The 22,217-nt window shown below is 62.2% G+C and carries 15 protein-coding genes; 7 read left to right on the top strand and 8 right to left on the bottom strand.

The genetic code is table 11. The features are described 5' to 3' along the window. Positions 1-274: 274 nt before the first annotated feature. Together WK25_RS20400 and WK25_RS20395 are read right to left on the bottom strand one after the other, a co-directional pair. Complete coding sequence (locus tag WK25_RS20400) at positions 275-1,045, bottom strand: hypothetical protein (RefSeq protein ID WP_156789070.1); 771 nt, start codon at positions 1,043-1,045, stop codon at positions 275-277. Positions 1,046-1,205: 160 nt separating this feature from the next. Next, complete coding sequence (locus WK25_RS20395) at positions 1,206-2,021, bottom strand: AraC family transcriptional regulator (RefSeq protein WP_069242578.1); 816 nt, start codon at positions 2,019-2,021, stop codon at positions 1,206-1,208. Between the two features lie 119 nt (positions 2,022-2,140). Between WK25_RS20395 and WK25_RS20390 the strand changes: the two genes are divergently transcribed. Together WK25_RS20390 and WK25_RS30665 are read left to right on the top strand one after the other, a co-directional pair. Then, positions 2,141-2,794 carry a glutathione S-transferase family protein gene (locus WK25_RS20390; protein WP_069242577.1) on the top strand — a complete coding sequence of 218 codons (654 nt, stop codon included), beginning with the start codon at positions 2,141-2,143 and terminating at the stop codon, positions 2,792-2,794. 558 nt (positions 2,795-3,352) lie between these two features. Next, a complete protein-coding gene (locus tag WK25_RS30665; RefSeq protein WP_167432662.1) occupies positions 3,353-4,156 on the top strand; it encodes a fimbrial protein in 804 nt (267 codons plus the stop codon). 472 nt (positions 4,157-4,628) lie between these two features. Here the strand turns inward: WK25_RS30665 and WK25_RS20380 are convergent, their stop codons facing one another. The 4 genes from WK25_RS20380 to WK25_RS20365 all read right to left on the bottom strand — a co-directional run bounded on the left by WK25_RS20380 (position 4,629) and on the right by WK25_RS20365 (position 9,898). Then, positions 4,629-7,205 (bottom strand): fimbria/pilus outer membrane usher protein, encoded by a 2,577-nt coding sequence (locus tag WK25_RS20380; RefSeq protein WP_069242575.1) that lies wholly within the window; start codon positions 7,203-7,205, stop codon positions 4,629-4,631. Between the two features lie 113 nt (positions 7,206-7,318). Beyond that, entirely contained in the window at positions 7,319-8,065 is a 747-nt protein-coding gene (locus WK25_RS20375; protein ID WP_069242574.1) for a molecular chaperone, read from the bottom strand. Between the two features lie 95 nt (positions 8,066-8,160). Then, a complete protein-coding gene (locus WK25_RS20370; protein ID WP_069242573.1) occupies positions 8,161-8,748 on the bottom strand; it encodes a fimbrial protein in 588 nt (195 codons plus the stop codon). 487 nt (positions 8,749-9,235) lie between these two features. Then, positions 9,236-9,898 carry a response regulator transcription factor gene (locus tag WK25_RS20365; RefSeq protein WP_269466031.1) on the bottom strand — a complete coding sequence of 221 codons (663 nt, stop codon included), beginning with the start codon at positions 9,896-9,898 and terminating at the stop codon, positions 9,236-9,238. Here WK25_RS20365 and WK25_RS31785 point away from each other — a divergent pair. Together WK25_RS31785 and WK25_RS20360 are read left to right on the top strand one after the other, a co-directional pair. Further along, complete coding sequence (locus WK25_RS31785) at positions 9,881-10,171, top strand: hypothetical protein (RefSeq protein WP_167432659.1); 291 nt, start codon at positions 9,881-9,883, stop codon at positions 10,169-10,171. The two genes, WK25_RS20365 and WK25_RS31785, sit on opposite strands and share 18 nt — an antisense overlap. After that, on the top strand, positions 10,168-12,570 hold the full coding sequence (locus tag WK25_RS20360; RefSeq protein WP_156789069.1) for an ATP-binding protein: 2,403 nt from the start codon (positions 10,168-10,170) through the stop codon (positions 12,568-12,570). The genes WK25_RS31785 and WK25_RS20360 overlap by 4 nt, the downstream gene beginning before the upstream one ends. A 49-nt stretch (positions 12,571-12,619) precedes the next feature. Here the strand turns inward: WK25_RS20360 and WK25_RS20355 are convergent, their stop codons facing one another. Both WK25_RS20355 and WK25_RS32125 read right to left on the bottom strand, forming a co-directional pair. After that, positions 12,620-14,665, bottom strand: coding sequence for an ATP-binding protein (locus tag WK25_RS20355; RefSeq protein ID WP_269466030.1), 2,046 nt, complete (start codon positions 14,663-14,665; stop codon positions 12,620-12,622). Positions 14,666-15,406: 741 nt separating this feature from the next. Continuing rightward, positions 15,407-15,700, bottom strand: coding sequence for a hypothetical protein (locus WK25_RS32125; protein WP_226209464.1), 294 nt, complete (start codon positions 15,698-15,700; stop codon positions 15,407-15,409). A 21-nt stretch (positions 15,701-15,721) separates the two neighbouring features. On the opposite strand from WK25_RS32125, the gene WK25_RS20350 reads away from it, so the two are divergent. The 3 genes from WK25_RS20350 to WK25_RS20340 are packed head-to-tail and all read left to right on the top strand — an operon-like array spanning position 15,722 to position 22,155. After that, positions 15,722-18,346 (top strand): type VI secretion system Vgr family protein, encoded by a 2,625-nt coding sequence (locus tag WK25_RS20350; protein WP_236857846.1) that lies wholly within the window; start codon positions 15,722-15,724, stop codon positions 18,344-18,346. An 18-nt stretch (positions 18,347-18,364) separates the two neighbouring features. After that, a complete protein-coding gene (locus WK25_RS20345) occupies positions 18,365-20,677 on the top strand; it encodes a hypothetical protein (RefSeq protein ID WP_083253055.1) in 2,313 nt (770 codons plus the stop codon). Continuing rightward, entirely contained in the window at positions 20,674-22,155 is a 1,482-nt protein-coding gene (locus tag WK25_RS20340) for a virulence factor (RefSeq protein WP_413464102.1), read from the top strand. The genes WK25_RS20345 and WK25_RS20340 overlap by 4 nt, the downstream gene beginning before the upstream one ends. Positions 22,156-22,217: the final 62 nt, after the last annotated feature.

The raw sequence follows: 22,217 nt of genomic DNA, 5'->3' as shown, positions 1-22,217 counted from the left end.
GCGGTACGAATTTTTGCAGCGTTAGGGGTCAACCCGGACCAAATTTCGCGGTTGCTTCAGGCGCGAAGCCACGCCTGCCAAGGACTTGACCTCGGCGAGAATCGTCCTCCGGGACGCTTTCATTTTTCGCGAACACTTTGCCAACTTCGAACAGCCCCCCTTCAAGCAATGCGCAACGTTTCGCCTGACGCCCGATGACGCTGCGGGAGGCGGCCGCCTCGCGAGAACCGGTCCGGCGCACCGCCGGACGGAGCACTTTGAGCGCGGCCCGCCCCTACTTCGACAACCGCACCTTTCTCGACAACACGACACCGCTCGACGGACTCACGAGCGAAATGGCGTCGATATCCATATGCAGCGTGGAGACCCGAGTCGTAATGTCCGTCGGCTCGTCGATGCTCGGTTCGACATGCTCCGTTTCTTCAGTGAGGTAAGGCCGCACCAGCCGCCCGGAAAAAACGAGCGCGAAGTCGCCATGCGTTTGCGCATACACAGCCGGCGCAACCCGCACGTTGCTCCGAACGGTCGTCTTTTTCCCGTGGCCCGACTCGAGCTCGATGATATCGACCTGCTGGATATATCCCTTCGCCTTCGCTTCCGGCGCAATCACGAGCCCTCGTCCTCGACGCCCCGTCGTCACCTTTCTGAGCAGGATGCCCGTCCGGTCGTCACGCTCCGCATCGAACAGATCGACATCGATCGTCAACAGCCGCCGCTTCGCCTGGTACCGCACGCCGTAACGCAACGGCACCACGAACGTCACGTCGCGATCCAGATCGACGGCTGCAAGTTCGGGGTTCGGACCATGCCGGACGGCAGCGCCGGGAACCAGACCACGAATACGGGCACTCAATGAAGGCGTGCCGGTGCTGGTGTGTTGCTTCGTGAGCGCATCGCGAATCGCAACCGGATCGTCGCCGACGATCGGCTGCGCGGGCGACGTGTCGCGGCTGACGGCGGACGCGACGCGCATCGTGCCGCCGACAGCGCCCTGCCCCTGCGCGGCGAATGGCGCCAGCATCACGGCGACGGCAACGGCACGCATGAACGTCGAGCGGGGCAGCCTGGATTTCCGGTGCAACACAATAAGCTCCTGATTCTCTTGCAGATCGGTCAACGACGAGCACTATAGGGTGGAATCATCGGCAACGCATCCGCTGTGCAAAATTCGTCTACGGCGCCCCGTCGCCCGACAGGACTTCCCGTCACACCTGCCGATCGTCCCGGCGATACTCGGCCGGCGCCTTTCCCACCAGCTTCCGAAAATCCCGCGTGAAATGTGCCTGATCGAAGTAGCCCAACGATTGAGCCAGCCCGGCGAGATCGACCGGCTCGCCGCCTGCGAGCTTGTCCGCGGCTTCATGCAGCCGGTATCGACAGATCACCCACTTCGGCGTCACACCCACATGGTTCGAAAAAAGCTGCTGCAGCGTGCGCTCGCTCATTCCAGCGCGCTCGGCCAGATCACGCACCTGCGTAAGCCGAAGATCCTGCTGCAACACCTGCAGGATCGCGTGAATGCGCTCGACCTGCGGATCGGGCGGCGGCAACACGCGCATCAGCAGCGTCTCCGCGGCGGCCACCATCCCGGCGTCATCGTCCGCACCGAGCACCGCGTCTTCGGCTTCGGCCTCGCTACAGTCGAACAGCGTCGACACCGGCAACACCTTGTCCGTCATCAGGTGCACGGGCTTGCCGAAGAACGCCCGAAACGCGCCCGGCCGAAACCGCAACCCGATCACCCGTCCAGCGCCCGTCAGCGTCGTCTCGAATGCGCCGGACACCACACCGAAAATGCCGGTCTGCCGGCGATCGAACACCAGGTTCACGCACGGATACGGCAGCGTGCGCTGCACGTACGGCGGCTGGTCGCGCAGGTCCCATTCGACGATCCAGTGGTGATCGAGCACGCAGGCCAGCTCGGCGCGCGGGTAGTAACGATTCAGGCGGAAGCGCTGATTGAAGGCTTTCGGGCCGACGACGCCTTTCGGCGTGTCGGTCACGTTACGCAAGGCGGCCATGGTGACGAACCGATGAGGCGACGGGGAGATGATGCACCGCCGCAGCGGGTTTTTCCAAGACGACGGCACGTGTGTCTCCTATAGTGGAAACCCTGTCCCGAACGTCCCCGGAGCCCGCGATGCCGCAAGACCGTCACCTGACCCTGTACCACTCCCCGCGAAGCCGCTCGGCCGGCGCACGGATGCTGCTCGAGGAACTGCACGCCGACTACGCGGTGCATGCGTTCGATCTGTCCACCGGCAAACACCACGAAACCGACTACCTCGCGATCAATCCGATGGGCAAGGTGCCGGCGCTGCGCCACGGCGACGTGATCGTCACCGAACAGGCGGCTGTCTACATGTACGCGGCGGAGCTGTATCCGGAAGCGGGCCTGTCGCCGGCGGCGGGCGATTCGCTGCGCGGACCGTACCTGAGCTGGATGACGTTTTACGGTTCCTGCCTCGAGCCGGCCGTCATCGACCGTTCGATGAATCGCCCACCTGCCGCGTACTCGACGTCTCCGTACGGCGACTTCGACGCCGTCATCCGCACGATCGACGCGCAACTCGCAAAGGGTCCGTATCTGCTCGGGGAGCGCTTTACGGCGGCCGATGTGCTGTGGGGCTCGGCGCTGAACTGGACCACGATGTTCAAACTCATTCCCGAAACGCCGGTCATTCGCGCATATATCGATCGCGTGCTCGCGCGCCCGGCGATTCAGCGCGCGCAGGCGGCAGACGCGGCCCTCGCCGCCGAGCAGGACAAAGCCAAAGCGGCAGCAGCGAAGTAGGTCGGTGGCGGGCGCCTGCCCGCCGCCGCGCCGTCGGCTTGAATCGGTAGCCGACCGGCAAACTCATCGTAATCACATAACGTCGGGCACGGTGCACAGCACCGGTTTCGGTCAGAAGGCGAATCGCACCACCGACGCGGCTTCGCTCGAATCCGTTTCACCAACGACGCATGCAGGTGCCAACGTTCCGGTTATCTCGCTGTCCGAATTGGCGAGACCACCTCCGCGAATCGACTGACGCGAAAGAACATGTGCGCCACATCAATTGAAAAATAGGCCTATTCCTATCTTCAAGAATGGCCGAATGTGTTTCCATATACTGTTCGACAATGATGAAAGGAGTACGATATGCGCATCAGGTGTGCTCATGTGGCCGCATCCCTAATATTTATTTCGTCAAAGGGCGCCTTGGCCTTCACGTGCAAAACCGTCACGAATAATACGACTCTCCCGGCGAAAACCTTCGCCCTTCAACGCGACCTGCCTGTCGGCTCGCTCATTGGTCAAATAGAATCGGATATCGTTAAAACGTATAATTGTTCAAACGAATCACCGTCCTTGACATACCAAGAATACGGGATAAAAGCATTTGGCTCTTACAAAGCCACCATTGACAATAAACGCGTTTACGCGACCAACATCGAAGGAATCGGATACGCAGTCGGCATTAAGACCGTGGCGTCCTCTCCATGCGGCGCGGATGTAGAACGATGGGTCAATGGAACCAACGTGGACAACGTGAACCATTATATATATTGCGCCATCAATGGCATGTTCTCGATTCAACCCCTTCAGGCCAAGGCGCTAATCAACCTCTACAAGACGGCGACGACCACCGGTGCTGGAGTAATCTCTGTCAGCAACATTGGCAGTTTCATTTTGAGAAACAATAAAAACGCCTGGATGGGGCCAGAATCATTCTTCAGCTTCGGCAAGGTCGAAGTTACAACCTTGTCATGCACGCTCGGCAGCGCGTCGATCGATGTTCGGATGGGGGAGGTGCCTGTTGGCGCATTCAAGGGGGCGGGTACATCGCCATCCGATGTCCGAACAAAATCATTCAGCATTCCGCTTACCTGCGCCAAAGGCACAAGTATCAACTTGAAACTGGACGGCACCGCTCACGACGCCACTCAGGGGATGCTGAAAGTTAGCGGGGATGCAGGCAGCGCAACGGGTGTTGCCATTCAGGTGCTTTACGATGACCAACCTGTCAAATTGGGCACCACGTTCAAGTGGAAAACCGCCGAATCCGAGGGCACATATTCTATTCCGCTCAAAGCGCGCTACGTCCAGACAGGCAACAGTATCGTGCCCGGGGTAGCGAACGGCGCCGCGACATTTACGCTCACCTATCAGTAACGCGTCACGTTTTTTCAGAAACTTTCCCGGTGATTTCTGAATCGCCGAGCTCGCCGCAATGATCGAGCACAACGTGCGTACGCTCCACGCTATTCCTGCTCGTTCATTCCACACCGGCGCAATGCATGGTGTCGAACGATCGCGCCCGGATAAGCACGTCTATCCACCCGCCTTCACGTGCCGAAGCCGAGCGCTTCGGAGCACTTTCCCGTATAACGGATAACGGTCCAACGTGAACATTACGAAGTGTCGACGTCTGGCGGGCAGGTGCATCCTGCATGCTTCGTCTGCCTTGCGAATCCGAACCAATCTGGGCGCGATTTTTTTGCCACACTTGGCCCTGAGCTAGGTGCTCGATTGCCATCGAACGGAAGCGCGTCTCGTTGATCGCATTCGATCACCGCCGGTTCAACGGCGGGTCGCTGTCGTCGACGTGATATGTACGTCGCTACCCCCGCACACCCGTATTCCGTCATCGGCAACGGACCACCTCTCTCACATAATTCCGCCCCGCCGCAACCTTGCGCAATGCGTAAGGCGCCTGGCACCGACCATTCTTCCACTTCACAGTCAGGACGCCTTGATCCTGACTGAGCAGCACAAACGCATTCCCGTTCGGGTCCGCAATGGCGAGGTGCCGGCCGGTCCGGGCGTCCTCCACGCTGGCGCCGAACGGCACCGGCGTGCCCTCGGCTTGCTGGAGCGCAAACTGCGCGCGCTGCCCGCGGTAACCCGCGAACGTCGCTTGCACGATGGCTCCGCGACGCGGTACCACCTGCTTGACCGTGTCTTCCAGTTCCACGTCGGCTCCGACGTCGCGCGTGTCGAGACTCAAATTGTTCAGCCGGTACGGCTGCGCGTACGTGGCGACCGCATATCCATTGCGGCCGAACGGTGTGCCGCCGTCCGTCTTCAAGCTCGTCCCTTTGAGCCCGTCTGCCTTCAGCAACGCAAACGTGTCGCCCACGGAGCGGCTCAGATTGACGCCACCACGATGCAGTACCAGTGCTCCGGTCGCGCCGATGCTTGCAGATTGATAATCTCTCGCAACGTTCACGCTTGCATTGAGTTGCCCCACATCCGTATCGCGCGTGATGCTTGCGCCACCCGTCGCATTGCCCGTGGCGCTCGCATAGCCGGTCTGTATCGCGTACGACAACTTTTCGCTGACGAAGCCGTTCAGGCCGCTTTGAACGTTGATGCGCCCGCCGCCGTCATGGCTGACGTTGGTATAAGCGCGAGGCGATCGTAGCTTGCTGCCGAGCGGTATCGACAACGTCAACATGACCTGACTGTTGTTCGCTTCGCTAAACCGGGTGTCCCGAGTCTGGCTCAGGTTCATGCTGTAGCTCAACTGCTTCCAGGCGCCACCATAGCCAATGCTGACGCTGCGGCTTGCGCCGGGCCGCCCCCAGAACGTCTGGTGAGTGACGTTCAGATAAACGCTGCCGTATTGCCGCGCTGCGCCGCCGAAGTCCTGACTGGTCGTCAAATCGATACGTGATCGACTGCGACCGGCTCCGCCTCCCGTGGCTGCGAGCAGGCTCCCGCCTTCCCTGTTGGCCAACTCGTTCACGTGATCGCCGAAGGTGCGGTAGCCGGACGTGGAATAGCGATAGGCGGCGAGCGTGAAGTTCGTGTTCGTGCGCGTGAAGGTCTTCGCATACAACACGCGCATACTCTGGCCGGTGCTGCGCTTTCCTCGAACTCGGCTGCTCGATTGAGTCACGTCCACCGACAACGCGCCGATTGGGGTATTGGTACCTACGCCGACGTTCAGCGCCTGAAAATCGCGTGCGAGCTGGACCCCGCCCGCCACGGTGCTGTTGTCGGTGAGGCCGTACACGATCGAACCGCTCGTGAGCACGGGAGACGGCCCATCCCCGCCCTGGTACGTTCCCGCGGCGAAGCTGTACTTGAAGCGCCCGCGGCGCAACATCAACGGCAAGCTGGAAAATGCCTGATGGGTGACGTGCCGGCTACCGTCGGCTTCAATGACAGTGATCTCCAGATCGCCGTTCGAGCCCGACGGAAAAATGTCGGTTAACTGAAAAGGCCCGGGCGGCACGTTGGCGCGATAGAGCACGTAACCGCTCTGACGCACTTCGACCACGGCATTCGTGGCCGCCTGGCCCCGCACCACGGGCGCATAGCCGCGCTCGCTGTCGGGCAGCATCGCGTCGTCGGACGCGACTTGCACGCCACGAAATCTCACGCTGTCGAACAGGGTTGAGTCGGAGTACTGCTCGCCCAGCGTCAACTGGCCCTTGATCGAATCGACGTCTCGTTGGACCAGCGTGCGATTGCTCGTGAAGCGGGTCGGCATCCCGTTGCCGCCGACGACTGTCGACTCGTTGCGCAAGCGCCACCGGCCGATATTGACGCCGTTTTGCAGACCGACGAAGTATGTGTTGCTGTCCCGACCGCCGCGGCTGTGGCCGTAGTCGCCGCTGAACTGGTAATTCACGTAACCGGCGTTGACGCCTTGATCCCACAGCGCCGGGTCGACATAACCCCGCGCGGAGCGCGACAGATACGCCTGCGGAATACTCAGGTTCAATCGAAGACGGCCGGAATCGAAATCGGCGGCCGCGTGGTCGAGCAGACGCGGCAGATCCACGCATGCGTGGCTGGCGGTATCCGCGCGCGGTGCGACGGCGTCCAGATCGACACCGAATTCTTTTAACATCTGCGGCGTCAGGCACGGACTCAGTTTGCCGTTCTCGCGATCCTGCTGGAAATCGATCTCGCGGCGGCCGACGAGGTCGCCGTTGACGTTCACTTCGACGCGATACGTGCCGGGCGGCACGCTGCTGCCGGATTCGAGCACGGCGCTGAGATCGGCCGGCCGTCCCTGACCATGCAGAAAGCTGGTGTTGAACGCTTGCGGCGCGTCGGTGTGCGCAACCGGCATCTCGCCATGCGCGGCATGCGCGCTGTTGCAAATCGCGACGCACGCAGCCAGGTAGATCGGGGTCGCGGGGCGCGCGGCGGGGCCGATGTTATCGGCCGATCTGTCCGCGAGTCGTGTATTTATACGTTTGGACATCGCAATGCTCGCTTGTAGCCCTTTCCAACAGCGGTGTCACACAGACAAGCTCGGCTACGAGGCCGGCGCGGCCGGTCGGCCGCTACGAACCGGCGGTCGTACCGAGTCGGCGCTCAATGGTCGACGGCGATCGGTTTGCCGCTATCGGCACCGCGCAAGGTCACGCGGTAGGATTGCCGGCCGCCGTAATCGTTGATCACGTCGTATCGAAGCTCCGGCGCGAGCGTGCGCGCCGGCGGCATGCGTACCGGCCACTCCAGCGTCGAACGCGGCGCTATCATCCTCGCGTCCGCGACGGGCGCGTCGCCCGTGCCCGCACGTACCTTGGCGTCGACAACGGTCACGTGGTACAGGCTTGGATTGGTCACATGCAGCGTCGCTTTTCCGCCGTCTTCGGTGAGCTTCCATTGCAGTTCGTCGGGTGCACGCTGCGGATCGCCGCTCAAACCGGCCGGGCGATAGAACACCTTGATTCGCTGGCGCACTGCCAGTTGCAACACGTTTTCGCCATGAGCCTGCTGCGGGATTTCCTGGACGTTCAACCAGAACGCGGACTCGCGATCGACCGGACGGCCGACGCCTTCGTACAGCACGCGCAGGAGTTGCTGCTGTTTCGCGCCGAGCTTCGCAAGCGGCGGCGTGATCGCAAATGGCAACGGTTCGGTGGAAGCGTCGTCCAGGGGATCCAGCCACGACTGAATCAGCGCGTCTGCGCCGTCGTTGCTGACGGCGACGGACGCTTCCTTGTCCTTGCCGTCGAAGATCACCCGCGTGGCGCCAAGTGAAATGCTCGCGTGACTGGCCGGCGCGGCGAGCGCGCACGCCAACGCTACGCCCGCGGCGCATCGTTTTGCTTTCATATCGGGAATGACTCGTGAAAACGCCGTATGGCAGCGGCAGAACTGCCGCTGCGTGATGGAGCGGGATGGAGCCGGCGTCCACGCCGGCGATGGACTTACTCGTACGACAACGTGAACGGCAGGCTTGCGTTCGCGATGCCCGGCTTGATTTTCGTCGGATCCGCAGCGACGTATGCAGCGGAAAAGCGCACGTTTACCGTGCCGCCGGTCGACGGCACTTCGGTCTGCGCCAGCAGCGCGCCGTTGCTCAAATCGAATGCGTTCGCGCTCGCGCCCGTGCCTTCGTACACGGCGATTCCGACGCCCTGCGCGAAGCCGGCCGACGTGTTGCCGTTGTTCACGCGAAGCGTCTTGCGATCCGCGCTCAGTTCGGCCGTTTTCCCGGCGAACTTCATGCTGACCTTTGCGCCCGACTTGCACGCAACGTTGAAGTTCGCCGAGCCGGCACCGCTGGTGAGCATCTTCGGCGCGGCAACGGTGCCGACGTCGTCGGCAGCGATGGTGCCCATGTCGACGTTGATCGCACCGGCATCGCCGGCGACCGACGCAACCTTGCAGGTATCGCTGACGATCGTCCCCTGGAAGTTGATCGAGCCGTCCACCGACACCGGGGTGGTTTGAGCCATAGCGGATGCGGACAGAGCAGACAGGGCGAAGCCCGTCGCGAGCAGTTTGGTTTTCATTGATGTACCGTTTGATTAAGCCACCGGCATGGTCGTGCCGGGTCTGTCAGGAACCAAGCCTTCGAACGAAGGCAGGCGTTAGTATTCCGACCGATCGCGGAACTGCCTATGAGATTGGTCTGAAAAAGACGCGGATCGCCTCCGCGTAACAGCCACGTTCCATCGCGGCAATGCTGACGATCGCGGTTGTACGTTCGCATGTCGGCGACACCGAAGCCGCTAAATGCTTATGGTGAAAGTTGCGGACGAGAGGACAGCTTGCGTGTCCAGCATCAAATGCGGCTGTCGCCGATTGGCAGAGGGGATGGCCAACCGCGGACGTCGCGTTGTAAACGGCCGCCCGTGCATGCGCATATCGCTACGGGAATAAACGAAAGTGTCGTTTTATCGGGCTGTCGGCAAGCGCACATCGCCGCGCGCTTGCGGGCGCCCGTTCGCTTGAAACGGGACGGCTCCGGCCCGTTTTCGCGGCAGCCGTCGGCGACCGTCAAACGTCTTCGAGCAGCTTTCTGGATGCGATAAGATCGGCATCGCTGCGGATACCGAGCTTGCGGAACGCGGATTGTTTTTGGGCGCTGATCGTTTTCGGGCTTCTGGAAAATTTCAATGCGATGTCGGACACCGACATGCCCGACAGGAAGCAGCGCAATACCTCGTGCTCGCGTACACTGAGGCCCGTTTGCGATAACGGCGTGTGTTTTGCCGACCCGGCGGCGTGCGGATCCGAAAAGCGCGGCTCGTGCACATCGCTCGACTGCATTGCATCGACCACGTCCGCACTGATATATGAACGACCGCTTGCAACGGACCGGATCGCGCGTGCGAGCTCGCCAAGGTCGGCCCTTTTACCGAAGAAGCCAAGTGCGCCCGCGCGCATGGTCATGTGGACAGTAGCCGGCGTATCGCTGCTCGACGTCATCAGGATGCGGCATGCGGGAAAACGCGTGCTGAGAAGCTTGACGAGATTGAGACCGTCGATCTCCCCCGGCCCGAGCGTGTAATCGAGCAACACGACGTCCGCGCGATTTCCTTCCAGCCATCGGATAAGATCGCGCGACTGCGAGAAGCTCGCTGCGACCTGGATGTTGGTCTTCTCGGTCAGGTAACTCGTAATCCCGAGCTGGACGACTGCATGGTCATCCAGGATCACGACCCGAATCGGCTGGCGTTCTGGTCTCATTGCTACCCCTATTTGCTGTTGAACAGCGCGTCGGCGCTTTGCAGCTTTCTCGACGTGCTGCCTTTGGCGATGAAAAATCAGCTTACCGCCTTTTGGCGTATTTTTAACATCTTTGGCGCGACGGATGACATCGCCGACGAACCGCGGCCATACCGCTCGACCGCCATGCCCCGCATACGTACTGCCATTCACCGGGTCCGCGGCTGCGAATGGCGATCTGATGACATAACCGGAGCAACATGAAAGCCATGCATCGCATCATCGCCATCGGCCTGATCGTCGGTGCGGTGTCCACGGCCGGCTCGGCGAACACGCAGCCGCCATTCACGGCGGAAGAACTGGCGTGGATCGCGCAACACCCGATCGTGAAGACCCGGATCGACGCCGACTGGCGGCCATTCGAATTCCGGGAGCGCGGCAAGGCTTCGGGCCTCGTGCCATCGTATCTCGACGCCGTAGCGCGGGTGAGCGGACTGCGGTTCGAATATGTCGACGACGTGAGTTGGTCGAATTCCGCCGAAGCATTGAAGTCCGGAAGGATCGACATGGTACCCGACGTGACTTCCGACACGTTGCGTTTCACTGACCTCACTTTCACTCAGTCGTACTTCGTAGGTACGATTGTCGTCGTTGCGCCCGAACATGTCGACGTGGTCGCCGATTTCCGGAGCCTTGCGGGCCGGCGTGTGGCGATCAAAGGGAGCGGAGGCCTCGACTTCGTCATTCGCGAAAGCGGATTGCCGATTACGTTGATGCCGTATCAAACCGAACGCGACGCGCTTGCGGCGGTGGCCGACGGCGACGCCGACGTTGCAGTCGGCCCCGACATGTCGCTTCTGCCGCTCGTCAGGCACCAGTTCAAAGACAAGCTGTACCTGTCAGGCAGCCTGCCCGAGCGCCCGTACTCGCTCGCGTTCGCCACCCGGAGCGATTCCCGGATGTTGGCATCGATCCTTGAAAAATCACTTGCCGCAATTTCAGCGTCCGCGCGCGAGGAAATCGCACGTCGCTGGATCGAATCCGCCGATTACGGCAAACCCACGCTCCATGCGGTTCTCTACTATCACCGCTGGCAGGTAACAGCGGCCAGCGCGCTGGTGCTCGCACTGGCGGCAGTCGCCTTCGTGTCGGTTCGCGCCCGCGCGGCAGCAATTCGCAGCGACCGGGACAAAGCGATGTTCCTGGCATTCATCAGCCACGAGATCCGTACGCCGATGCACACGATCCTCTCGTCGCTGGAGCTTCTGCAACGCTCGAAGCTGTCGCCGAAGCAGGCAAGCCGCGCCGATGCGGCGGTTGCCGCATCCGAATCGCTGCTCACGCTGCTAGACGACATACTCGACTACTCGCGGCTCGAATCGCGCAACGTCACGCTCGCGCCGGAACCGACACCCGTGGTGCAGTGGGCGCGGTCCAGTGCCGACATGGTGCGCTGGCGAGTCGACGAGAAAGGCCTGCGACTCGCGCTCGACTTCGCATGTCCGGCGCAGCTCTGCGTGCTGATCGACCCGATGCGCACGCGACAGATCCTGCTCAACCTGCTGGTCAACGCAATCAAGTACACATCGGCGGGATCGGTCACGCTCGGGGTCGGCTATGTCGAGCGCCGGCCGAACCATTCCGGCGATCTGGTCCTCGAAGTGCGCGACACCGGCATCGGCATTCCCGCCGATCTACAGCTGCGAATCTTCGAGCCATACCAGCGCGTCGAGGAGTCCGGCGGGCGTCACGCGAGCGGCAGCGGGCTCGGATTGTCGATCTGTCGTGAACTCGTCGACCTGATGGGCGGCAAGATCGACGTCGCGAGCAGTCCGGATACCGGCACGGTATTTGCCGTGACCCTTCCCGTTCGACTGGCGGCGGCCGCGCGCGACGACAATCCAGTCGCGTGCGCGCTGCCGCACGCGCCTGCTGCATACGCAGCGGCGGATGCAGGACCGACGCACGACCATCCTGTAATCCTCGTCGTCGACGACCACGAGGCTGTCCGGCATGCGATCCGCCAACAACTCGATGCGCTCGGCTGCCGCTGTATCGCCGCAGCCGATGGCGCGCACGCGCTCGAACAATTCGAGCGCTCCGCATACGACATGGTGCTCCTCGACTGCGATCTTCCCGATCTGGACGGGTACACGGTAGCGACGCGCATGCGCACGATCGAGCACGCCAGCAACCACGTGCGTACGCCGATCATCGCCATCTCGGCATCGACGGACGATGCGCACCGTGCGCGCTGCTTCGACAGCAGCATGGACGGCGTTTTGGCGAAGCCGTTACGGCTGGACACGTTGCGGCAATTGATCGAACTGTGGTGTTCACCCGGCACCATGGCGATGAACGGTGAACCCGGCTGCGCGTCCGCCGCCGCGCAGGACGACTTCCACGCGGTTTATCGGCAGACCGTCGACGCCGATCTGGCGGAGCTCGACGATGCATTGTCGGCCGGCGACGCCGCACGAGCGCGCCGCGCTGCCCATCGAATCAAGGGCGCGGCGGCGATCGCCGGCCACGTTCGCACCAGCGAAATCGCGAACGCGCTCGAGCACCGGTTGACCGCGCATTCGCTGACGCTCGCGCCCGACGTGAGCGGGCTTCGTGACGCACTGCGGCGCCAGCATCGTGCGGATTGCGGCGCGCACTGATTCCGGACGGTGCGCGCGTCTGCGCGACAGCGAAGCGCGGGTCGTCCAGTCAACGACCGTCCGGGGCAGAGGCGTCCGAACGCTCGCAAGCCGGACACCACATCGAGATCGCCTGTCGTAGCGTATCGAGCCGTAGGGGCTTGCTCAGTACGCCGTCGATTCCGCTATCGAAGCAGCGCACCTTGTGCGCGTCGCCGGTGACAGCCGAGATTGCGATGATCGGAACACGACGCATCCCGCACATCGACTCACGCTGACGGATCTTCCGTGCGAGCGTGTAGCCGGAAATTCCGGGCAAATTGCAATCGAGAAGCACGAGATCGACGTTCACGTCGCCGAGCAGCTGCATTGCGGCGTCGGCCGTTCCCGCCGTGAGCGCGGCGCATCCGAGTTCCTCGCATTGGTCCTTCATAGCGCGCCGTACCAACTCGTTGTCGTCGACGATCAGCACGTGCGGCACATCGCCACCGGCCGATGCGGCCGTCGCACCCGGCAATTGCTCCGAGGCCTGCGCGTCGACGTCGATCGGCAAGCGTACCGTCACGGTGGTCTCGATGTGAGGAATACTGTCGATCGTGATCGACCCGCGCATCAGATGCACGAGTTCGCGGCAGATCGCGAGGCCGAGACCGGTGCCCTTGATGTCGGCCTCTGCGCGCCAGTATGCGTCGAAGATGCTCGCCATCCTGTCGGGTTCGATTCCGACACCCGTGTCCGTCACTTCGACGACGAGCGTTCCGTTTCGGCCGTGACGAAGCGGCACGTAGTCGACGCGCAATGCAACGGACCCGGAAGGCGTGTAGTTGATCGCATTGATGAGCAGGTTCAACGCGATCTGCCTGACGCGTACCGGATCGATTACGCCCCGCACGCCCGCCACACCGCCGACGTCAAGCACGAGCGAAAGCGACTTTTCCTCGGCTCGCGATCGCACCATTTCGGTGATCTGGTTCGCCCACGCGGCGAGATCGACTGGCTGCGTGACGAGCGTGACCTTACGCGACTCCAGCCGCGAATATTCGAGAATGTCGTCGAGCAAGATCATCAGCGTTTCGGCCGCGGATGCGGCGGCATCGGCGCGGCTCGCCTGCCGCCCCGACAACGGCGATCGCTGCAACAGCTCGACCGCAGACAGAATCGTATGCAACGGCGCGCGCAGTTCGTGGCACACGAATGCGAGAAACATCGCTTTGTCGCGCTTGCTGCGGATCGCCGCGGCACGCGACTTCCACAACAGAAATGACAGGATCGCCAATATGATCAGGACCGCGCCGATCGCGACGACTTGCGGCAGACGGTAATGAACGATCGAACGGAACGTAGGCTTGCCGTAGTCGGCGAGTTCGACCCAGTCGCGCGTGAGCATCGCGGTCTCGCTCACCGGAATCGCCGCCAGCGACTTGTCGATGATCGACGCAAGGATCGGCAAATCGGCGCGCGTGAGCATCGCCAACGACACCGGGCGATCGGCCAGCATGCCCGACATGTACAGCTGTCCGGTGAAGCGGCGGCGCACGATCGGAAGAATCGTGACGTCCACGCCCAGCGCGGCATCGGCGTCGCCATTGGCTACCGCGGCGAGCGCAAGTTCTTCCGTATCGAACGTCAGCAGATCGAACTTCACGCCGCTGTGGCGCGCAAAATACTCGACGGCGCCGCGGCCCTTGATTGCAACGCGCCTGCCTTCCAGGCGCTTTAACGCAAAGATCATGGCGGAGTTGTTGCGCGTGACCGCAGTCAAACGACCGACCAAATACGGGGAGCTGACCAACGCATTGGAGCCAGCCCGCTCCGGGGCCAGCTCTCGCCACACGCCTGGAAGCAGATCGACCTTCCGGGATGCCAATGCTTCATATGCGTTGCCCCATTCGGTGCCCGGGACCGTGACGAACGTGAGGCCGGTCATCTTCGCGATGGCGTTCAGATACCCTTCCACCAAGCCTGCATGCCGGCCGGCGCGCATATATTCGATGGGGCGCCAGTTTGCTTCGACAGCGATATGAACGACCGGGTGCGTATCGATCCACGCGAGCTCCTCATCGGTGAAGATCGGCTTCCCGCAGACCGTCGACGCATTGACACGGAGGCACGTCATCGCAAGCACCAACAATAAGATGTAGCGCAGCGGACTGCAGAGGAGCTTTTTCGAAGAGGGCCTTGCTTTCATAATCGGTTCGGTATCGCACGCGGTGCGTAGCAGCTGCGCGGCGGCGGCTCGAGCATCGGCAACATGACGCAGCCGTGTGGGCTCGCTCGTGAGTTCGTAGCGGCATCGCCCATGCGCCGGACGACCTTCGATATCGGTATCGCGAGCAGCGGCGCTGTTGTCGATCGGCGCGCCGGAATCGCGACGCGGCCGGCGGCGCGGATACGTTGATCCGGCTGACGATTTTCGGGATAGCGTCCGGCGTCGTTACGCCGTGTGCTCAAGAACTCGAATTCTGAAGACCGCGATCGCGATCGAACATGAGATTGTTCTTAAAAATCGCAGAATCGGGGGCCGGCCCGGCGCGGTGCTTGCGGAATGCGCGGCCGCTCCGACCGGCATCCGTCGCGAGTGCTTGCACCTCGACAGGCAGCGAACGATGAACACGGCGAAGAATCGATATGCGCTTGCCGGGAGTGCGAGCGCCGCAAATTCATACATTAAGCGACGACGCAATATTCACACATTCGCAACGATCTCGGATAAATCTTATCTCTGGCGATCCCAACCCGTTTCTTTTTAAATAGGAACGCGCCATAAGATGTGTATTCCAAGCCACGACACCCGCTCTGAACGCGCCTCCGCTTGTTGGCATAAGATCTTTCAAAAACAACAAGATAGACAATATCGTCAAATACTGTCTCCAGCGAACCAGAACGCGAAGTAAAAATAACAATTCACTTGCCAGCCACGGCGATCCTGATATTCTCCAGACGACTTTTTCAACGAATCTTCCGGATTCCACTTAAATCCAATTTCAAACCAATCCCATTCTATAAAAACGATATTTTGATTATGTCGACGTCGATAGCGAAAACATTCCGGGATTTTGCGACGGGTCTGATCGACGGCAACACGCGCCCGGTTAGTCTCCATTTCGGCCGCGCGCAACGCACGATCGGCCGGCTGCTTGCGTTGCACCACGCCGATATCCGCGAGGCGCTGATGTCCGGCATCGACGGGCGCCTGACCTGCGTGTCAACCCATGACCATCTGTCGCCGACGCTGTTTCTCGGCCTGCCCGTATCGGTCCGGCTGACGACCGATCGCGGCGGCACGAGCACGATCAATGCGATCGTGCGCGAAGTGCGGACCGGTCAATCCGACGGCGAACTGACCGTCTATCAACTGCACGTGTGCGACGCGCTGTCGCTGATGGACCGCCGCACCAACGCCCGCGTATTCCGCTCCCGCTGCGTGCCCGAGATTCTCGCGACGCTGATGCAGGAGTGGAAATTGCGCAGCCCCGCACTCGCGCGCGCGTTCGATTTCGATCTGAGCGGATTGCAGGCCGATCGCTATCCGGTGCGAGAACTCACGCGGCAGGTCAACGAGTCGGACGCGTGCTTCATCCGGCGTCTGCTGCGCCGGGAAGGCATCACCGTCTTCTCGAAAGCCGAGCCGGTCGACACCGCGCGCGGCACGACGGACGCGTGGCCGGTTCATACACTCGTGTTTTGCGACGATCCGCATCGCCTGTTGGAAGCGCCGGCCGGCACGCTGCGTCTTCATCCGCGTGATGCAGGAACCGAGCCACGCGACGCGATCACGCTCTTTGCACACGCCCAACGCTTGTCGCCCGGCAAGGTCCGCCGCCCGTCGTGGGACTACAAGGCGGCCCGTGCGGACGACTCGAGCGCCATCGGCGACGTCGAGCAGGGCGAATCCGGCGACGATCTTGCGCGCCTGCTCACCGACGTCGCGATCGACGTCCCGCACGTCGGCGACTCGCGGGTCGATCACCATCGCATTACGCATGACCGGATACTCGCGCATCAGTTCGAAGCCGAGCGCTACGACGGGATCGGCAGCGTGCGCGACCTGCCGGTCGGCTGCTGGTTCACGCTGACGGGCGACCCCGAGCTCGACATGAAGCCGATCGACCGTCGCCGGTTTGTCGTCACGTCGGTTCGGCACGACGTCTGGAACAACCTCCCGAAGTCCCTCGCGGGTCGCGTCGACGAGCTGTTCGCGGCAAGCGGCAACCTGGCGCAAACCGTTGCGCCAACATCGGTCGAGCGATCGCGGCAGACCGACACGCGCTACGAGAATCGCTTCACGTGCGTGCGTCGCGGCGTGCCGCTCAAGCCCGCGTACGATCCGAAGCGCGATCTGCCGCCGGCCCACCTGCTGACCGGCACGATCGTCGGCGCGCAGGGCGACGAAGTGTTTTGCGACGAAGCCGGCCGCGTGCGCGTGCAGATCCACGGCTACGATCCGGACGATCATGCGCACGCTCAAGGCGCCGGAACGAACGGCGTGGCTGGCGACAGTGCGCCGATTCGCGTGGGCACGAGCCTCGCGGGCGGCAACTTCGGCGCGATCTTTCTGCCGCGCGTCGGGATGGAAGTGCTGCTCGGATGTCTGTCGGGCGATCCGGACAGATTGGTCATCATCGGCGTATTGGGCAACGGCGCAAACCCGCCGGTGGCGTTCAGCCATACCGGCGCGCTTCCCGGCAATCGTTTCCTGTCGGGCATCAAGACCCGCGAGATCAAGGGCCGGCGCTACAACCAGCTTCGCTTCGACGACACGCCGTCGCAAATCTCGGCACAACTGGCGAGCGAACACGCGCATACGCAGCTGAATCTCGGGTATCTGACGCAGCCGCGTGAAAACGGCCATGGCGACGATCGCGGCGAGGGGGCGGAGTTGCGCACCGACGCCGCGATGGCGTTACGCGCCGCGCAGGGCATCTTGTTGTCGACCTATGCGCGTACGCGGGCCACCGGCGCCCAGCTCGATCGCGACGAACTGGTTCGGCTGCTCGATTGCTGCACCGAACTCTTCAAATCGCTTGGCGATTACGCCGGTCAGCATGGCGGACGCCCTGCCGATTCCGGCGGCCAGGACAGCGTCGCGCAAGCCTTGCGTCACTGGACGCCTGACGGCGTCCGGCCCGGTTCGGCCGACGCCGCGCCGGCATTGATCGCATTCGGCGCGCAGTCGGGATCGCTCAACGTCACGCCGAAAACGCACGTGTCGTATGCGGGCGAGAACATCGATCAGATCGCGCAGCAACACGTGCAGGTGACTAGCGGTGAGCGGATCAATCTGCATGCCGGGCGTGGCGTCGCGATGTTCGCGCACAGCGACGGCGTATCGGCGATCGCGAATCAGGGGAAGGTCGCGATTCAGTCGCAGAACGACGATACGCGAATCGATTCGGCGAAGAACATTCAATTGACCGCAGGCAGCGGAAAACTCGTGGGCGCGGCGAGCGACGAAGTCGTGCTCGTCACGTCCGGCGGTGCGTATCTGAAGCTGCGCGGCGGCGATATCGAATTGGGATGTCCGGGCACCTTCACGGTGAAGTCGGCGGGTCATGTGTGGGGCGGCCCGTCGAGCATGAACGCGGACATGCCGAAGTTCGATCGCGACACGCTGGGACGCATACCGACGCTGATCCGCCCCACCGACGGCAACGCGGCCGCGGGATTCGATGGTGAGGTCAGGAAGCCGTCCGGGCCGCTATCGGACTTGTCTACCAATACGGCCGGCGAACTCCCGGCTATCGATGCCGACCGGTTCGAGAGACTGGACGTGCAGTTCATCAAGAAAAAAATATAGGAGCACGCAAGCATCCGCATGAACGAATCATTTCTCGACCCGCCGCCGATGGCGGCTGCTCGGCGCGACGAGCCCGTGCCAAAAACCGATGCTGCCGACGTAGCGGTGTCGCGGCCTGCACCGCCGCCGATCGTCGTCGGCCGCGGCGAAGGCGTGACGATGTTCGCGAAGAACACGCCGCTCGTCTGCATCAAGCAATTGCCGTTGCCCGGCATCGTGATCTTCGTGCATGGCGTGAATTCCGAAGGCGAGTGGTTCGACGCGTCGGAAGAAGGGCTGTGCCGCGGGCTGAATCGGCGGCTCGGGCGGCTGGACGATCAGATGATGTATCACGGGGTCGATGCCGGACAGCTGACGCCCGCGAAGTACACGGAGAGCGTGACGCCAGACGGGTTTCTCGATCCCAAGCTTTGGTACGGCAACTACGTCAGGCCAGATCCGTCGTTCTCCCCCGTCATTCACTTCCGATGGGGATATCGCGCGACCGCCGCGGAGCTGAAGGAATACGGCGACAAGATCTTCCTGAACGAAAAGGACTATTGGGGCGGCGGTCCGTTCACGAATGGCTGTTCAAGCCTGCCTGATCTCTGGCACGGCGGCCTGGATGACCGGACGATGGGCTGGCTGACCGTGCAAGGGATCAACCCGACCAACCGTCCGCTGTATCGTGCGCCGCCGCGCGCGTACGGTGTGCTCGCCGCATTGCGTCTCGCAAGACTGATCGAGTCGATTCGCAGCATGCAGGCCGACGTACCAATTACCGTCGTGTGCCACAGCCAGGGCAACATCGTCGGCCTTACGGCGGCGTTCTTTGGCGACGCCTTTCCCGATGTCGAGGATCCGTGGGGACGCAAAGGCCATTGCGTGGCGGACGCCTACGTGCTCGCAAACGCGCCTTATAGCCTCGCCAACGCGGACGGTCCGTATAAATCCGACACGTTCATGGACACATGGTCGCAACGCGCGACGAAAGACGGATCGGGTCAGCGGGGACGGCAAACCTACGCATCGCGCACGAAGACGTTCGGAAAATTCCTGTCGATCGTCGGCGCGCGAAAGGAACACGAACAGCCCGCCGACAAAGTCGACGAAGACATGGCCAACGAACGCGTATCGCCGACGAGCAACCGCTCTTACGCCGCGCAAGCAGATCGCATGCGGCACGGCCTGAACGGGTCGACGTATGGCCGCGTCACCGCGTATTGCTGTCCGCACGATCAGGTGATTTCTGCGGTAACGGTTCAAGGCATCGGCTGGCGCGGGTTCAGCAAGCATGAACTCGACGATATCGGTGCGGCGGGCATCCTGACGCAGCGCGTGTTTGCGTCCGGCTTCCCGGTTGGCGTACGGAAACCCTACCGCTATTGGGAAGACGACTGGCGGCACGGCAAGCAACGAACGACATCCGGCTTCTGGTATCCGCAGTCGCCGCCGGCGAAGTTCAATCTGATCGGTGCGATCAAGGGAAACGAGTCGGTTCTGGGCGTCGCGGCGACGCTCGTGACCGCGCCGCTCATGTTCGTCGTGACGGGCATCAGTTCGGCGTTGAACATGCTGCGTGTGAACGCCGATCCGCCGAAAGGCTGGACGGTGATGGCCGATGCGCCGGCACTCGACGAACCGTTCACGCCGAAGGCGTTGCGATTCGGCAAGCCGATCGAAACCACCGACGGCGACGCCGTGAGCGACTTCAACGAAGGCAACGATCCGCCAGCCGCGTGGCGCGACGCGAACAAGGCCGACTCCGACAAGCGCGCCGACGATCCATACGACCAGTACCAGCCGAAGAACGAGGACGGCGTCGCTCGAGGCACGGCTGCAACCGAGGCCGGGCAGCGTTACGAGGATCGTGCATTGATGCGCATGGAAGCGCGCCGCACGCTCAATACCGAATGGCTCGACAGCGAGGGGCACGTGATCGGCGAGGACGGCAAAAGCGCGATGCCCGACGGCTACAAGGAATGGCGCGACAAGCAGATCGTCGACTGGCTCGATCGCAGTGCGACCAACAGTCCGACGAATCATTCGACGACGATGACCAATCCCGAGCACGCGGAGAAGGCGCTTGCGTATGACGTTGCCGTAGGGCGGTGCTATTTGACTGAAAAGCAACTCAAATTGCTGCGCATCGAGGCGGACTGGCGAATGGGGAACGGCATTCCGGATACCAACCCGAACAAGAAGTACTTCCGGTACTTCGAATTCGGAATTCTCCAGCAGATGCCAATGCATGAATGGGTCCATGCCGATGGCAGCGAAGGCGCCATTCCCGACTCGATCACCGACGAACGTGAAGGCGAGTTCTATCTGAAGGTCGGGGGAATCGTATGAAAACACTGATCGCTACACGATCACACCGTATCGCCATTGCCGTTTCGGCATGGCTGATCACAACCGTGCTGATGGCCTCATTGATGGCACACGTCGAACAACCCGACCCGGCACATTTGGAAATAGGAGATTGGATGAAACGATTTTTTGTCGTACCCGGCCTGGCCGCGCTGATGGTGTTTGCATTCGCCACGGCGATCGCGCGTCCGGCACACGCCGCACCGACCCGGGACGCTGCGGCCACCGCGGCATCGGCGGTCGCGGAGCCGGCGAAGCCGTTCTTCGCGCAAGTTGTCGGCCTTATCTGGATGAATCCGTTGCAACGCAAGGACTATCCGACCGAATGGCAACTGCTGTGGACGCAAGGGCTTGCCGCGCCGAACAAGAATGACGATATGGTGCGTACAGATCCGGAGTCGTTCACTACGCTGCAGTCGGTAGCGGGGATTGCATACGGCAACGACGGAGAGGAAACATTCAAGGGCTTCTATCACAAGTACGTGAACGAGTTTATCGTGTTGCCGCGCTCTCGCTATTTTTCGAATCCGAAATACTTTTACACCGTCGCGTCGAAGCAATCGAAGGATTGGCGCGAGCTTGCCGGGGTGCGTATCGAGTTCGCGTTACCGCCGAGGCTCGATCCGGTCGAAGCAAAGACATATTTGGTCAACGAGTTTATCCAGTGCTTCGAAATCGGGCCGCCGTCCCCGAAGTCACTGTGGAGCCGCGACACGCCCCCCGACGTCCACATCACTCAAGGCGGCGCCAATGCCGGTTTCACGTCGCTGAACAACGCACTGGACTACTTGCAGCAGAACCCTGACAAGTCCGTCTGGGCGATGAACTGGGACGCACCGAATTTCCCGCCGACCGACGCGCAGATCAACGAGAACCTCGTCGTGCTGTTTCTCGCCGGTCCGAACTTCAACACCGAGCGCGAACCCCTTGCGTGGATCGGCAAGGCAGCCGTCGGCAATACACAGGCGTTTTCGCGGAAAGTGGGCACGACGCGCGCGGTGCAGGCATGGAAAGCCACGATCGACGAAGCGGCACGCAACGGAGGAGTCGCAGTCACGGACCTCGATTACATCGTTCACGACGCGGGTGCACCCAGCGACGCATCGTCGTCACGGCTCGCCTCGCTCGCGCAGACCCTGACGGAAACGCTCCCCGAATACGACCACCGCAAACAGACGTTCAACACGGCTGCGCTGCTCGGCGACATGGGCACCGGCAGCGCATTGACCAACGTCGCTCTCGCGATCGGCCGGATCAATCACTTCGGCGGCAACGCGCTGGTTGCCGGCACCACCGACCCTGATCACCCCGTCGCGGTTGTCGTCAGGCCACCGTCGAAGCTGACGGCGATCGACCCGGACAAGGACTGGTTCCGCGCGCGCGGCGGCAACAACGCGTACTTGCCGTGGTGGGGCCGCCGATACGACGTCGATTACGGAATGCAGGGCTATTCGTGGTGAAGCAAATCCGCGCGGCGGCACGTGGCAAACACACACCCGCCGCCGCGCCGACCATTCGAGAG

The sequence above is a fragment of the Burkholderia latens genome (assembly GCF_001718795.1).
In the GTDB taxonomy this organism is placed as follows: Bacteria; Pseudomonadota; Gammaproteobacteria; order Burkholderiales; family Burkholderiaceae; genus Burkholderia; species Burkholderia latens_A.
This window is presented reverse-complemented; position numbering and strand designations above follow the sequence as displayed.